Source organism: Tateyamaria sp. GN1-10, assembly GCF_055693845.1.
In genome coordinates, this window is sequence record NZ_JBVFUR010000004.1 from 886,338 (window position 1) to 900,237 (window position 13,900).

The 13,900-nt window shown below is 58.2% G+C and carries 15 protein-coding genes and 1 pseudogene; 4 read left to right on the plus strand and 12 right to left on the minus strand.

Annotated features, from left to right (window positions below):
- Positions 1-36 precede the first annotated feature (36 nt).
- Both ACZ1HN_RS06165 and ACZ1HN_RS06170 read right to left on the minus strand, forming a co-directional pair.
- Positions 37-636 (minus strand): hypothetical protein, encoded by a 600-nt coding sequence (locus ACZ1HN_RS06165; RefSeq protein ID WP_472726854.1) that lies wholly within the window; start codon positions 634-636, stop codon positions 37-39.
- Positions 637-673: 37 nt separating this feature from the next.
- On the minus strand, positions 674-1,171 hold the full coding sequence (locus tag ACZ1HN_RS06170) for a hypothetical protein (RefSeq protein ID WP_472726855.1): 498 nt from the start codon (positions 1,169-1,171) through the stop codon (positions 674-676).
- Positions 1,172-1,225: 54 nt separating this feature from the next.
- Here ACZ1HN_RS06170 and lepA point away from each other — a divergent pair, with 54 nt between their 5' ends.
- From lepA to ACZ1HN_RS06185, 3 genes are all read left to right on the plus strand, one after another.
- Complete coding sequence (gene lepA / locus ACZ1HN_RS06175) at positions 1,226-3,022, plus strand: translation elongation factor 4 (protein ID WP_472726856.1); 1,797 nt, start codon at positions 1,226-1,228, stop codon at positions 3,020-3,022.
- A gap of 398 nt (positions 3,023-3,420) precedes the next feature.
- Positions 3,421-3,744, plus strand: coding sequence for a hypothetical protein (locus tag ACZ1HN_RS06180; RefSeq protein WP_472726857.1), 324 nt, complete (start codon positions 3,421-3,423; stop codon positions 3,742-3,744).
- A 28-nt stretch (positions 3,745-3,772) separates the two neighbouring features.
- Positions 3,773-4,530 (plus strand): IS5 family transposase gene (locus ACZ1HN_RS06185; RefSeq protein ID WP_472726858.1). Its coding sequence is split into 2 segments (ribosomal slippage): positions 3,773-4,097 and positions 4,097-4,530, totalling 759 coding nucleotides; the frame shifts between segments, so codons are not numbered across the junction.
- Between the two features lie 280 nt (positions 4,531-4,810).
- Here the strand turns inward: ACZ1HN_RS06185 and ACZ1HN_RS06190 are convergent.
- Positions 4,811-5,371, minus strand: coding sequence for an REP-associated tyrosine transposase (locus tag ACZ1HN_RS06190; RefSeq protein WP_472726859.1), 561 nt, complete (start codon positions 5,369-5,371; stop codon positions 4,811-4,813).
- A gap of 780 nt (positions 5,372-6,151) precedes the next feature.
- On the opposite strand from ACZ1HN_RS06190, the gene ACZ1HN_RS06195 reads away from it, so the two are divergent.
- Positions 6,152-6,343 (plus strand): CTP synthetase, encoded by a 192-nt coding sequence (locus tag ACZ1HN_RS06195; protein WP_299704222.1) that lies wholly within the window; start codon positions 6,152-6,154, stop codon positions 6,341-6,343.
- Positions 6,344-6,349: 6 nt separating this feature from the next.
- On the opposite strand, the gene ACZ1HN_RS06200 is transcribed toward ACZ1HN_RS06195, so the two are convergent.
- The 9 genes and pseudogenes from ACZ1HN_RS06200 to ACZ1HN_RS06240 form a co-directional block, all read right to left on the minus strand.
- A complete protein-coding gene (locus tag ACZ1HN_RS06200; protein WP_299602179.1) occupies positions 6,350-6,478 on the minus strand; it encodes an RbsD/FucU domain-containing protein in 129 nt (42 codons plus the stop codon).
- 40 nt (positions 6,479-6,518) lie between these two features.
- Positions 6,519-7,082 (minus strand): PA14 domain-containing protein, encoded by a 564-nt coding sequence (locus ACZ1HN_RS06205; RefSeq protein ID WP_472726860.1) that lies wholly within the window; start codon positions 7,080-7,082, stop codon positions 6,519-6,521.
- 119 nt (positions 7,083-7,201) lie between these two features.
- Positions 7,202-7,681, minus strand: a complete 480-nt coding sequence (locus tag ACZ1HN_RS06210; protein WP_472726861.1) for a class I SAM-dependent methyltransferase — start codon at positions 7,679-7,681, stop codon at positions 7,202-7,204.
- Positions 7,678-8,424, minus strand: a complete 747-nt coding sequence (locus ACZ1HN_RS06215; RefSeq protein WP_472726862.1) for a polysaccharide deacetylase family protein — start codon at positions 8,422-8,424, stop codon at positions 7,678-7,680. The genes ACZ1HN_RS06210 and ACZ1HN_RS06215 overlap by 4 nt, the downstream gene beginning before the upstream one ends.
- On the minus strand, positions 8,414-9,550 hold the full coding sequence (locus ACZ1HN_RS06220) for a glycosyltransferase family protein (RefSeq protein ID WP_472726863.1): 1,137 nt from the start codon (positions 9,548-9,550) through the stop codon (positions 8,414-8,416). The genes ACZ1HN_RS06215 and ACZ1HN_RS06220 overlap by 11 nt, the downstream gene beginning before the upstream one ends.
- Positions 9,550-10,128 carry a histidine phosphatase family protein gene (locus ACZ1HN_RS06225; RefSeq protein ID WP_472726864.1) on the minus strand — a complete coding sequence of 193 codons (579 nt, stop codon included), beginning with the start codon at positions 10,126-10,128 and terminating at the stop codon, positions 9,550-9,552. Before ACZ1HN_RS06225 ends, ACZ1HN_RS06220 begins: the two co-directional genes overlap by 1 nt.
- Positions 10,125-11,192: a glycosyltransferase family 4 protein gene (locus tag ACZ1HN_RS06230; protein WP_472726865.1), complete on the minus strand. Its 1,068-nt coding sequence runs from the start codon at positions 11,190-11,192 to the stop codon at positions 10,125-10,127. The genes ACZ1HN_RS06225 and ACZ1HN_RS06230 overlap by 4 nt, the downstream gene beginning before the upstream one ends.
- A pseudogene (locus ACZ1HN_RS06235) lies at positions 11,189-12,429 on the minus strand (glycosyltransferase family 4 protein). The gene ACZ1HN_RS06230 and the pseudogene ACZ1HN_RS06235 overlap by 4 nt, the downstream one beginning before the upstream one ends.
- Positions 12,426-13,649 carry a glycosyltransferase family protein gene (locus ACZ1HN_RS06240; protein ID WP_472726866.1) on the minus strand — a complete coding sequence of 408 codons (1,224 nt, stop codon included), beginning with the start codon at positions 13,647-13,649 and terminating at the stop codon, positions 12,426-12,428. The pseudogene ACZ1HN_RS06235 and the gene ACZ1HN_RS06240 overlap by 4 nt, the downstream one beginning before the upstream one ends.
- Between the last annotated feature and the right edge of the window lie 251 nt (positions 13,650-13,900).

Genomic DNA, 13,900 nt, shown 5'->3' on the forward strand with positions numbered 1-13,900 from the left:
AGGTTGCATGCGCCCGCCCAGGCTCGGGCGCGGCCCTCAGGGCTTCAACCAGATTTCGGCAAGCTCTATGATCTTTTGCAATTTTTCGGGATGCGTCGCTAAATAGCCACTGCCCAAAACGGGAACTCCCCATTTGATCGTCGTGTCGATCATCAGGTCAGCCTTGCGTCCGACATAAGCGCAAGCGGCAAAAAACCAGTCTCGAACAATCACCAATGCCCGCAGCGCCTTGCCTTTATCCGGCGTCTCTGCCTCAGATTCTTGTTCGAGGGTGTCCAGGGCAGTCCAAACGATTTCGACACCCTCGACCAGTTGCGGCTCGTTAATCAATTCTGGCGGGTTGTTGTGGCCACGGGGAGGTATGAGAGATTCATGTGCAACGTGTGCCTCAGCACTTCGCATTGCTCTGATGTGAGGACCTAGCGTCCGTCTGGCCTCAATCTCCCGGATCGCCTCAGCAATCTTGGCGACTGCGTCCCTGCCTTTCCATGATTGTTCATTGATTTTGGAAATCTCGACGGCGAAAAACCAATCGTCAAATGAGCCATCTAAAATCTCGCAATACCACCGATACCAAAATGCCCAACTGGGGTTACTTTGCAGGAAATTTAGCCACAGTTTATTTACCTTGAGCAAGTCTCCTGGAGGTTGAGTTCTTCGCCAGAGTGGAATGCTAAACAGCGAGATCTTTGGATACTTTAGCGTCGTATGACACTGCATCGACTAGTTCACTTGAGGCCGTCGCTAATTTGGCGAATTTCACTACCGCATTTGCTGCTGTTCCAGGTTGATCGAAAGAGTAAGGAACTCCGCCAAACGCATAAAGCAGATCATTTACCGCTTCGGCGGATACTCTTTCTGGGGCGGAGTAATCCGATCGAGCAGCCACTTCGGTCGGCCACTGTGCAGCCAAAGTGACATAATTAGAAATGAAAGTATTTGACGGGAGCTGATCTGTTTCGTTGGCTCCGCCGCGGCTTCGGCACAGCGTGGTAAGGGCCGCTCGCAGCATTGATAGCGCAATGATGTCTTTGCGGGGGTGTTCGAACGCGGTTACTGTGGGTATCACCCGCAAGCCCGCTCGACAGGCTACCACGCCCCGCATTTCGGGGGTCACATTTTCAAACCATACTTTAGATTGGTTTGCGCCAAAAAAAATTTCCTCACTCACACCTGCGACACCACCCCCATTGACCAACCCCCAAAACCCTTACATATCCCAACCATGACACCGCTCTCACATATCCGCAATTTCTCCATCGTCGCGCATATCGACCATGGGAAATCGACCCTCGCCGACCGGCTCATCCAGTCCACCAACACCGTGGCCGACCGGGACATGAAGGAACAGCTGCTCGACAGCATGGATATCGAACGCGAGCGGGGCATCACGATCAAGGCCAACACCGTCCGCATCGACTACACCGCCAAGGATGGCGAGCACTATGTCCTGAACCTCATCGACACTCCCGGCCACGTGGACTTCGCCTACGAGGTCAGCCGCTCCATGCGCGCCGTCGAAGGGTCGCTTCTGGTCGTGGACTCAACGCAAGGGGTCGAGGCGCAGACGCTCGCCAATGTCTACCAGGCCATCGACGCTGACCATGAAATCGTGCCGGTCTTCAACAAGATCGACCTGCCCGCCAGTGACATCGACCGCGTCGCCGAACAGGTCGAAGACGTCATCGGCATCGACGCTTCGGGCGCCATCGCCGTGTCCGCCAAGACGGGCGAGGGGATCATGGAGACGCTGGAGGCCATCGTCACCGAACTCCCCGCGCCCAAGGGCAACCCCGACGCCGACCTCAAGGCCATGCTGGTGGACTCGTGGTACGACAGCTACCTTGGCGTCATCGTCCTGATCCGCGTCATCGACGGGCGGCTCAAGAAGGGCGAAAGGATCAAGTTCCTGTCCAACAAAACCGTCCACCACGTGGACCGCGTCGGCGTCTTCCGCCCGCAGATGGAGATGGTGGACAGCCTCGGCCCGGGCGAGATTGGCTTCCTCACCGCCTCCATCAAACAGGTCCGCGACACCCGCGTCGGCGACACGATCACCCACGAACGCAAAGAGGTTGAACCGCTGCCGGGCTTCAAACCCGCCCAACCGGTTGTCTTCTGCGGTCTCTTCCCCGTGGACAGCGCCGAATTCGAAGACCTCCGCGATGCCATCGACAAACTCGCCCTCAACGACGCCTCCTTCTCTTTCGAAATGGAAACCTCCGCCGCCCTCGGCTTCGGCTTCCGCTGCGGGTTCCTCGGGCTCCTGCACCTCGAAGTGATCCGCGACCGGATCGAGCGCGAATATAACATCGAACTGATCACCACGGCCCCATCGGTCATCTACCATGTCCACATGCGCGACGGCACGATGATGGAGCTGCACAACCCCGCCGACATGCCCGACCTGTCCATCGTGGACCACATGGAAGAGCCGCGGATCAAAGCGACGATCCTTGTGCCCGACGACTACCTCGGCGATGTGCTGAAGCTATGCCAGGACCGGCGCGGGATACAAGAAGACCTCACATACGCCGGCTCCCGCGCCATGGTCGTCTATGACCTGCCGCTGAACGAGGTGGTGTTCGACTTCTATGATCGCTTGAAATCGGTGACCAAGGGCTATGCGTCCTTCGACTACCAGCTGACGGGTTACCGCGAGGACAATCTGGTCAAAATGTCGATCCTCGTGAATGACGAGCCGGTGGATGCCCTGTCGATCATGGTCCACCGCGACCGGGCCGAGATGCGCGGGCGCGCCATGGTCGAAAAACTCAAAGACCTGATCCCCCGTCACATGTTCAAAATCCCGATCCAGGCGGCGATCGGCGGCAAGGTCATCGCGCGCGAGACTCTCTCCGCCATGCGCAAGGACGTGACGGCGAAATGCTACGGCGGGGACGCGACGCGGAAGCGGAAGCTGCTGGACAAGCAGAAGGCCGGGAAGAAGAAGATGCGCCAGTTTGGAAAGGTTGATATTCCGCAGGAGGCATTCATCAGCGCACTCAAAATGGACGGCTAAAGCCGACCATTTTGGGCGCTGAGGAATGCCAGTGCGCGAAAGTCGTATCGCGCAGCGATGCGCGTAGCGGCACCCAGTTGCAGCTTATAGCGTGTCAGCCCGTCCAAGATGGATGGGGTGAATGACAGTCCCGGCGTCAACTCCGGATTGTCATTTTTGTGTGACTGTGCGCCGTAGGGTTTTGTAAACCGCAAAGGATCGCGGGAGCGGCACCTCGCCACATTGTCGGGGAACGGGCGAGAAAAGCCCCAGTCTCGTTTGGATATTGTCAGAGAGAAATCTGAGACTGCAGTAAATCCATCTGTTGTTAAACTATTTTGTTCTATGAGGTACTCGACAGTGCTGAGAGCCAGTGACATACATATCTCAACTTCAGGGCGAAATTGAAGGTAATGATTTTGAGTGTTGCAGTAACAGATGATGCGCCAACAGCCGACGCAGATATTATCCTAAAGATTAAATATGCTGAGCGAAATAACTCTGCAGCCCACGCATTTGAGATAGCAGCCGAGCTAATCCGATCAATGGAACAGCTTGATCGAGTACTGCTGCAATCAATTCATCCACAGTTATCAACGGCACTTATCGTTGAGGATCTCGAGAAACCTAGTTTAAAGATTTTCATTCGGAGTGTTTTGGAGGATGTGCCTGACGAAGCGCTTAAAGAAGCTGACTTAAAGTCACTAGGGTCAGGATGCATTGATTTTCAGTGCGCTGCATGATTCACGGCTTGGAAAACGGAGCGGTGACATGAGCGACCTTTTCTGGCTGAGCGACGAGCAGATGACCAAGCTTTCCCCTTTCTTCCCGAAGTCGCACGGCAGGCCACGGGTCGATGACAAAAGGGTGTTGAGCGGGATTATCTTCATCAACCGCAATGGGTTACGATGGCGAGATGCGCCTGAGGCCTCCGGGCCGCACAAGACGCTCTACAGCCGGTGGAAACGTTGGAGCGAGAAAGGTATCTTCGCCCAGATGATGGTCGGCCTGGCTGCCGAACACGGCGAGGAAAAGACCGTGATGATTGATGCGACCTATCTGAAAGCACACCGTACCGCGACCAGCATGGCCGCGAAAAAGGGGGGCGTGGCCGCCTGATTGGTCGAACCAAGGGCGGCATGAACACCAAACTGCATGCTATCTGTGACAGCCAAGGGCGGCCGCTCAGCCTTTTTGTCACCGCTGGTCAAGTCAGTGACTACATCGGCGCGCGAGCGCTACTGAACAGCGTACCAAATGTGGACTGGCTGCTCGGTGATCGCGGCTATGACGCCGACTGGTTCCGAGATGCGTTAAAAGACAAAGGCATACGCGCCTGCATCCCGGGTCGAAAGCAACGCAAGACTACCGTGAAGTACGACAAACGCCGATACAAACGGCGTAACCGGATTGAGATCATGTTCGGCAGGCTCAAGGACTGGCGGCGGGTGGCGACACGCTACGACAGGTGCCCCAAGGTCTTCCTGTCCGCAATCGCTCTCGCAGCGACCGTAATCTATTGGTTATGAATCCTGACCCTAGCTACAAGATCGTTGACGATGAGTGGTTGGAAGAGTTCCGGTCTGGCGCGTTTCCAATAAAGCCCGGTGACGCCTTACGAGTCAGAATTTTGGTTCGGAACGTGTACGATGCACGAGGAAATCTACTTGAAAATGAAGAGCTGATAACGAAGGTTTATTCCGTTATCGAAAGTTCAGATGATCAAGACAACTTGTTCGAACAACCTAACTAGGGTGCGGTTTCTCGCCCTCTGTTGAACCAACGGAACCGGAGGGTTGAAACCCCACCCTACAAAACCAAATCCATCCCCACCCGAAACCGCGCATCCCAATGCACACTCGAATACGCCCAATCCGCGGGCCGTTCCACAAACCCATGCTTCACCGGGTTCAACCAACAATACCGCACATGGGCGATGTAATCGGCCTCATCGCGGATATGGTGCTCCCAAAATCTCCGTTGCCAAACCCCCGCATCCCCCTTCGCGATCTTGCTTGCCGAACGTCGTAGGGTGGGGTTCCACCCCACCGCATGTCCCAAACGCTTCGCATGGGTGGGTTGAAAACCCACCCTACCGTTGTCGCGAACGGTTCGCGTAAACCGCGCCTTGATCGCGCTCCACCGCGTTGAATAGTCCCGGTCTCCGACGGGCAACGTCCAAACGCAATGCAAATGGTCTGGCAACACCACCCACGCATCAATATGAAATGGACGTTCGGCCTTGGTGCTTCGCACGGCGTCGCGCAATGCATCAATCTCATCTACCAAAACCGTCCGACCACGCTGCGCCAAGGCGACGGTGAAGAAGATGGACGCTCCGGTGATCTTGGGTCGGCGGTAATTTGGCATGGGTAATCATGCGCGGGTCATGGTTAACGGTGTTTGAACTCCAACGGCGCCGGTGTGTCGAAACCCCGCCCTACGACACCAATCCTGACCCAATCTAACCCCCTACCACCCCTATACATTCCCGCCTTATCCCCAGCTTCTCCACAAGAAATCCACAAGCGATATCAACAGCTTATCCCCAAGAAATTTCGCCAAACCGTCATTTTTCCTTTGCACGACTCACCCATCCTGGCCCAACCTCTCTTTACCGGCGCAGAGTTCCTTGAACGACGCGGTGGACGCAAATGCCCCGGAGGCAACGGGATGATCAGGACGGACCGCAAGGTTTAGCTTGGACATCAACGGGCAACCGGATGCAGGTCGGATCGTGTGGCCCTGAAAGGGGTGTGACGAAAGGGCGGTGTCAGCAGGGTCGATGCGAGAGGCGGTTTGACTTCGGTCAGGCAGTCTCGGCGAACGGCGGTAACGCCACGAGCAAGCTGGGCCAACATGTCGCCCTCTGGGGGGATGATGAGGTTCAACGAGGCGTCAGGGTGTGCCCTCGGGCACGGCACGGATTTCGGTTCGCGCACCTGGCGCCTTTTCGTTGTCTGAACACCACCCCACTCACTATCTCCACATTCGCGAAGGGCGTTCTTTGCCCTGTCGCCGCCACCATAAGGGTTCTCCGCTTACTGAACGTTGTGTTCCGTTCAAATCGCCCCGTCGTTTTGACCGACATCAATGCGCCTTCTGGCAAACCCGGGCACATTCTGCGCAGACAAGTAACGGAGGCCCCTTATGCAGCGGTTCATGCTGTTCTTTTTCCTGCACATTTTCATCGGCGCAACGATGGCCGGTTCCGGTGTTATCGCGGCGTTGTCGCTGGGTTATGGCACAGTCGGACCCATCTTGATTGCGGCCGCCATCGGCTTCGTCGCGGCCTTCCCAGTCACATGGGTGGTGCAGCGGCGAATTACGGGCATGGGCTGAGCCGGTTTAGAACGTAACGCCAGCCACCGACCCGACATTCGCATACGGAGTGCTTTCGCCCGTGCGGACAACCGCCACGGCGCTGGCACTCCGGTCCTTTTCATGCGTTCCCAAAAAACAGGAAAGCGTCCGCATCACTGCGATGGTGCCACTGCGACTGCTGGGCACCAGACCGTCAATTGTAGCCGAAGGACTCGTCTTCCATCCATTCAGGTGTTCCGATTCCGGCGCGCATCAAAAGACATGCTGTGCCCTTGCGCTGGAAATAGAGCGCTTCCAATGCGTACCAGCCTGCTTCCGGTACAACAGCTTCAACCTGTTCGCTGGGGTCGCACCCATGTACGCCGTCAAAATAGACAACTTCCGCGCCACCGATCTTCATCTGTAATCCGTCATTGCTCATGAAGTCGATTTTGTACGTACCCGGCTCATCAAAGCGTACATATCCCTCGATCACGGCAACAACCTTGTGCGCCTTGCCTGAGGTCAAGGTTTCATCACCTTCAGCCGTGTCGCGATAGTCTAAACCAGCCAATGGTTTGCCGGGCTTTGCTTTGGAATAAGCGCGTTCGGCTTCGCTGAGTGTGCGCACGCTGTCAAAGTAATATTTCACCGCAAGCCCCTGGTTCAGACCAGATGGTTGCGGATCGGCTGGCGTCAGTTTGAGGGGGGCTGCAAGGGTGGCTGTCGCCGACACGATTGTTGTGGCGGCCAGAGCGACCGTCTTGAACATCTTCATTTGATACTCCCGTTGGTCCCGACCGCTTTTGGCGCGGCCTTGAATCACTGTGACCTTAAAAGGCCTTGTCCGTGGCTGACAACAGGAGCGAGCGGAATCGTGATCAAATCGCCCTGAGACTACACGGCACGGTAGAAAAGGTATCGATCCGGGGCAATTGTGTCTGGCCCGCAGACCTGTTCAAGGCCAACAAGCGGTTGTTGAGACAGGATCAGACCGCCAGGTTGCATGAGTGCTGCGATCAGGGGGCTCAGGCGCATCCCCTCTTCAACATCCTTTTCCTTGATGCCGTAGCCAAAATCGTAATGCGCGAGCGCCATCTTACGCCCTTTGCTGGCCAATCGGGTTAGCATGGCTTCTGCCTCGCCTTCCAGAAAATCCTCGGTCGGCGGAACGCAGCTTGGGTGGCATTTCAGCATCCGGTCGATCACCCAGATGCGGCGATCGGGCAATTCCTGGCGCAAGTGATCGTAGGTCCGGCCATTGCCCAACCCCATTTCCAATACGTCGCCATCAAGATGCGCGATCTTTTTTGCCGCCCAGTTGATCCCATCGATCTGCGCGCTCAACCGCCGCCGCATCGATTCCAGTCTGCTCATGTCGTTGTCTCCATCGTCCACGGCGTTGCACCGCCAGACAGCATTTCGTTTACAAAGCTCTCGGTAAAAGCCCAGATCGCAGGAGTGTGAACAAGGTGATGGGTCAAAAGGCCGAAAGGTTCCCGTGCATCTTCAGTGCTTTGTCGCCGTGCGGTCAAATGTGTCGCCGCCGTTGCGACAAGCGTTTCAGGCGCGATGAGGTCGCGCGTGCCTTTCCACCATATTGGGTCGATATGGGTATTGATCTGGATCAGCCCCGGCACTGCATTAACGCTTTTGCGTGGCCCGAATGTGGATATGGCATCGAACCCTTGATCACGCAGTTTGGGGAGCAGTGCCGGATGAACCCGGTTCCACGGTGGCACGAACATGTGCCGCAACTGCGTGCCAAACAGGTCGCGCATGCGGGCCAGTCCAAGTGCGCTGTCGTCGGCCATGTCTGGCCGATCGGTCAGGAACTCGTTCTTCTTTTCATCAGGCCCGCTATGATCCCGATGCGCCCATCCATGAACGACCGGGATCAATTGCTTTCCATCCACGCATCCCGCCAGTTCAGCGGTCGCATGGGCCGGTATGATCGCCAAATGGACAGGTAATTCAGTGGCTTGAGCCAGCGTTGCAAGTTGCTCCAACTCTGCTGTGAGGGCAATCGCATCATCGTCCCGCCACCAGAATGGGACGGGTAATCCGTCGCGGCGGCATGCGGCTAATTCCGTGCGCAGGGGGGTCCAGTCAATCTGCATGTGATGCCTCTGCAAATAGGCTACGCACGATGTCCACGCTTGCGCTTGCGCCGTCCATTCCGGTTGTTCGAGGGTCGCGCCGGTCCTGTTGCATCAACTTGTTGATGGCATCTGCCAAGGTCGGTCCGGACAGGTCGGTCTGTCGCAACACGGACACCGCAGGCAAGGTGGTCAGGGCATCTGCGCGTAACCCTTGTTCGACTTCACCGCCATCGTCAAACGGGACAAACACAGCCCGAACGCCAGTCTGGAGGACATCGAGGGCCGTGTTGTACCCACACATCGACACCGACGCAGTCGCGCCCACAAGCAGGTTGCGAAAGTCGGGGCGTGGACCTTCGACCGTCACGTTGGCGGGCGCGCGGTTTGCCCAATGCGCGCGGCGAGCATCATCGCCACCAACGAGGAAACGCCACAGACGCGCGGCATCCAGTGTCGCTGCGTCGCATGCAGCCTCAAAGACTGTGTCTCCAACGGCACCGCCACCTGCGCTGACAAGGATTTCGTTGTGACGAGGCGCGTTTACATCGGGTGCTTGGGGCGCAACAAAACCAGTGTAGCGCAGTTTGGTCCGCAGCATGTCCGACACGGGCCAGCTTGTGTCCAGTGGCACAACTTCGGGGTCAGAGTGAACCAGAACGGCGTCATAAAAGTGGTTCACAAGCTGGTCGGCAAAAGCGACTTTGGCTGGCTTGGACGGTGGCGCGAGGATGTCGCGAATGGATGACAGGACCAGGGGGCGCGACGGCAAGCCATCTGCAGTTTCAAGCAAAGCTTGGAACTCAGCCTTCAGTATGCGGCGGCCAAACGGGAACAGTTCGGTGATCAACACGTCGGGCTTCTGTTGCGCGACGTGATCAACAAGTGCCGACTGTCGCGCGACCAGATACGCCTCGCTGGCGATCTCACCTGTGTCGGTCAGAAGCGTCGAGAAATCAGTGCCGTTCGACTGCAACGGCGGCAATTGCACAAGGGTCAGGCCAGTGCTGTCGAAATGCGGAACGGGTTTACCTCCGCTGATAACCGTCACCGCATTACCCGCCGCAACAAAAGCGCGGCCAAGGGTCAGCGCACGCGCTAGATGCCCGGTTCCCAGCAAATGCGTGGCAACAATCGTGACTTGCATCAGCGCGCCTCCAACCGTGGGACGTCGGGCATCAGGGTCAGTGCTCCCTTGTCGACTTGGAGGATAAACAAGCGATTGCGCTTGATCCGAAATGGCGCGGGTCCGTCAAAATCCCAGCCGGTGGCCATCGCCATCAATACGCGCATCGTGCCGATATGGCAGACGGCCACGGTGTCCCGGGTCAGTGTGTTCAGCCATGGCTGCAAACGTGCCCGCAGACTGTCCGGGCTTTCACCGCCCGATGGGCAATAGTGCCATCCCCAATCTTCGATATGGCGAAATCCGCTGGTCGCGTCGGCGGACAGCTCCGTGCCATAGCGCCCTTCCCAGTCGCCCCAGTTCATTTCGATCAAACAAGGTTCGACACGTGGCGCACGCCCTGCCACCAAAGCGGCGGTTTCCGTGGCGCGGGCCAGTGGGCTCGACACCAGATCGGCGTCCTTGAAATCATCGGGCAGTCGGAACCCGGCCAGGTCGCGGCGTGCCGTGTCATCAAGGGGAATGTCGCTGCGCCCCTGCAAGCGGCCCTCACGGTTCCATGCGGTGTGTCCGTGACGCAATAAGGCAAGAGTGATCATATCATGCCCTCGATTGCTGTGCGCAGTGTTCCAGCGGCAGCGGGCAGCAGATGGTGTTGGGCAATTTGAGCGCGGGCCTGAGCGCCCAAGTCTTCGACCAGGGCGCGATTGGTCAGCATATCGGTCAAACGTGCGGCCATGGCATGCGGCCCGTCGGCCACGGCAGGCTGCATCCCGGCGACAACGTCGCGCACCCCGGGGCGGTCCTGAGCCACAACGGGCAATCCTGCCGCCTGCGCCTCAAGATAGGCGTAGCCGAATGCCTCGTTCACACCTGGCCAGAACAACAGGCATGCTCTTTCATAACAGTGCTGAAGTTCACCTGCAGGCAAAGCACCCAGCATGCGGACCCGCGCGCCGAACGGGGCCATCAAGGTCGTGACCTCTGCCTCCGCTGGGCCGCTGCCTGCGATGTCCAATTGCCACTCCAGTGCGGGGTTGAGCAGCGCCAGCGTGTCAGCGATCAGCTTGTAGGACCCCAGCTTGTCCCCGGCCCGCATCATCCCGACACTTAGCATGGCACCGGAATAGTCCGACTGTCTGGGCAACTCTGCGCGATCAAGGAACGGACGCAGATGGGTTAGAACCTGACCAGCGGGCGCATCGCGGCGCAGCGTTTCGGCATCACGCGCTGTCACGTAGAAGATGGTGTGCGCCTGGTCACTGGCCGCCTCTGCGGCTTCGGCAAAGCGGGCCCATGGCCCGGACAGACGTTTGCGCGCGCGCGTGCTTTCGACCTGTACATAGGGAATGTTCAGGGCGCGGGCGACCGGTGGCCCGATCAAGTCCGGGGCCTTGTAGTAGTTGTGATAGGTAAGCCAGCATTGCCATGTTCCGGCCGCGGGCGCAGACAGAAGGCGCGCAACTTCTTTCTTTGCCTGCCCGATCAGTTCCTTCTGCAAAGCCGCGTCACCCGCGCGGTCATAAATGCGCAAGTCAGATGCGACAGTCATTGCCAATCCGGCATGGTCCAGTGCCTTTATCAGCGCGCGGGCCATGGTCCGGTCACCGGATGGCATCGGATGATCCGGTGCCTTGAGCGGAGCGTAGAAAGCGACGGTCACGCAGCGTCCATGATGGCGCGCAACCGCCGTGCCAGATGCGCAATACCCGGTTGCATGGTGAAATCCGTATGCAGGCGGGTATGGGCGGCATCAGCCATAGTCGCGCCCAGTGCGGGGTTGCGTGCGACACGCATCATTGCGTCGGCCAGTTCCGCCGGATCGTCGTCACTCAGGATACCGTGCACACCATTGTCGATGAACTCGGGTATGGCCGAGACGGCCGTGCTCAGTATTGGCAGTTTCTGACTGGCGGCTTCCATCAGGACGTTGGGCAGACCATCGCGGTCACCGTCGGCGGCGACCCGGCTGGGCAATACAAACAAATCAGCGGCTTGCATTGCTGCAATTACCTCTGGTTGGTCGCATGCACCGCGCCAGGTGATGCGGTCCGAAAGGCCGGACTGCGTGGCTTGGTCCTGCAATACCTGTTTCAGGGCACCACCTCCGATATGGGTCCAATGCCAATCAACGTCTGGAGGCAGCAGCGCGACCGCGTCCAGCAGGCGGGTAAACCCTTTTTTCTCGACCAGGCGGCCCACAGACAGCATATGAAACGGATCGGAAAGCTGGCGCACCGGTTGGTCGGGAGCGGGCGGAAAACGTGACAGGTCCAGACCATGATAGACAAGATCAATCGGCGTATCTGTGGACAGGCCGTTCAAGTGCTCGGCTCCGAATGCAGTGCAGGTGGCCCCAAAAGCGGCACCCGCCGTTGCAGTATTCAGCTTGTCCCGCAGTTCCCATTCCGGTGAGGTCCAGATGTCCTTGGCATGGGCTGAAAAGACCATGGCACACCCCTGAGCATCGCAGTGTAACGTGCGACTGACGATGGTGTGTGCAGAAAATGGGCATAGAGGGCTGAAGTGCCAGCGGGTAATTCTCGCGCCATAACGCAAGCTTGTCCAAATCGACGTATGCGGTTTCTGGTTCTGTCGCGTGAAAAATCGCGCAGAAACTGACGCAAAGCTGGCCAGAACGTGCGATGCCCCATGACTGAAAACAGACCGCGCAGTACGCGGACAGATTCATCGCCCAGGTATTCCGGCAGATAGCGAACCTCGGCTTTGAGCTGATCGTGCAACGGGTGGGTTTTGGTGTCCGTCGGATGGCGCAGCGACCATATGGCAAAATCAATCCCGGCCTCCTCCAACGCTACCAGTTCCTGCGCGATAAAGGTCTCGGACAGGCGCGGCCAGCCTTTGACGGCTATGGCCAAGCGGGGCGATCTGGATGTCATTCTGCGGCGTCGGTCAACGAATGCTGCATAAGGGCCTGCGCGCGCGCATTGACCACGTCCAAACCATCCAGAAGGCCATCGGCCCCCGCCTCGGACGGGCGTTTCTGGTGAGGCAGGGCGCGGATGGCCGCAACCATTGCATCGGTGGTCAACCCTTCGCGGAAGCGATCCAGGTTGCGGACCAGCCCAAGTTCCTCAGCCCGATGGGCGCGGATCCACTGTTCAAGGCGTGGTTTCGTACGGGGTACGATGACGGCGCGTTGATCAAAGGACAGAAGTTCGCAGAATGTGTTATAGCCGCCCATGCTAATCACGCCTTCGGCCCCTGCAAAGAGCGGTTCGATCTTGCTGTCGAACCCGGTTGAGGTGACGCGACCGCCAAGCGCTTCGACGCGCGTTTCGAACCGTTCGCGCACCTCGCCGGACAAGAATGGGCCATAGACCAGAACCGCGTGGGGATGCAGATCAGGGTCCTGTTCATATGCCGACAGGACAAGATCAACCATGGCCGCCCCATCGCCACCACCACCGGGTGTGATAAGGATGTATGGCGTATCTGGCACTTCAGCGGCATCCACGATGCTGCGCCGCAAGTAGCCGGTCCAGACCGTCCTATTGCGGACATCGGGCGACAAAGGCAGGCCTTGGGTCGGGTCATAGACCGAGCGCACGCCGTAGACCCATACTTCATCATAGAAGGACTCAGTGGCCTCGACGGCGCCCTTGCGGGCCCATTCGGCGGCCAGCACGTCCGGCTCGTCCAGCACGTCACGCAGACCCAAAACGATGCGGGTCTTGCTGCCTTCGCGCAGACGCTTGAGGGTGTCGAGCAGTTCACCTCGAAAGCCGGTCGGCTCTTTGTCGACGATCAGCAGGTCAGGTTCGTATTGGTCAATGGTTGAATCGATCAATGCAGATCGCAGCGCCGTCGTCGCCTCGATATCCATGCCTTCGGTCTGGCTGATATAGTTGCCATCGGCCAGTTTCTTCACACCGGGCAGGCGGACGTGATCCACGGCAGGAGGGAATGTGAAACGCCCGGCAACAGGGCTGCCGGTGAGAATGATGGCGCTTTCAGCGACACCGGACTCGGTCAGCGCCGATGCAAGCGCACGGCTGCGCCGCAGATGGCCCAAGCCAAACGTATCGTGGCTGTACAGCACAACGCGACCCGGGCGGGCACCAACCGCAGTTGGCGAAACAGGAGTGGAATGGGTCATCGTCGTCTTCTTTTCCCCGTCTCCTCACGGACGTCACCATCCTTGACGCTCAGAGAATCCCTCTGGCGCGTATAGCACAGAGTTTGCGTTCCCCAAGATAGCAACAGCCGGTCAGGATAACACCTCTGCCCGCGCTATCGCAAAAATGGAACGCTTTGTAAAATCAGCGCTTACCGGACAGATCGCGGAAGTTCACGTCCTGGTAGACGCAATTGTCATTGCACCTGCGGTCGCGTAGCGTCGTTGAAATC

What these genes read in the sequence shown, in the direction of transcription:
- lepA (WP_472726856.1), top strand. Translation starts at nt 1,226, where the DNA reads ATGACACCGCTCTCACATATCCGCAATTTCTCCATCGTCGCGCATATC.
- ACZ1HN_RS06200 (WP_299602179.1), bottom strand. Translation starts at nt 6,478, where the DNA reads ATGCGGACGCTTTCCTGTTTTTTGGGAACGCATGAAAAGGACCGGAGT.
- ACZ1HN_RS06220 (WP_472726863.1), bottom strand. Translation starts at nt 9,550, where the DNA reads ATGCAAGTCACGATTGTTGCCACGCATTTGCTGGGAACCGGGCATCTA.
- ACZ1HN_RS06210 (WP_472726861.1), bottom strand. Translation starts at nt 7,681, where the DNA reads ATGAGCAGACTGGAATCGATGCGGCGGCGGTTGAGCGCGCAGATCGAT.
- ACZ1HN_RS06225 (WP_472726864.1), bottom strand. Translation starts at nt 10,128, where the DNA reads ATGATCACTCTTGCCTTATTGCGTCACGGACACACCGCATGGAACCGT.
- ACZ1HN_RS06240 (WP_472726866.1), bottom strand. Translation starts at nt 13,649, where the DNA reads ATGACCCATTCCACTCCTGTTTCGCCAACTGCGGTTGGTGCCCGCCCG.
- ACZ1HN_RS06190 (WP_472726859.1), bottom strand. Translation starts at nt 5,371, where the DNA reads ATGCCAAATTACCGCCGACCCAAGATCACCGGAGCGTCCATCTTCTTC.
- ACZ1HN_RS06205 (WP_472726860.1), bottom strand. Translation starts at nt 7,082, where the DNA reads ATGAAGATGTTCAAGACGGTCGCTCTGGCCGCCACAACAATCGTGTCG.
- ACZ1HN_RS06215 (WP_472726862.1), bottom strand. Translation starts at nt 8,424, where the DNA reads ATGCAGATTGACTGGACCCCCCTGCGCACGGAATTAGCCGCATGCCGC.
- ACZ1HN_RS06195 (WP_299704222.1), top strand. Translation starts at nt 6,152, where the DNA reads ATGCAGCGGTTCATGCTGTTCTTTTTCCTGCACATTTTCATCGGCGCA.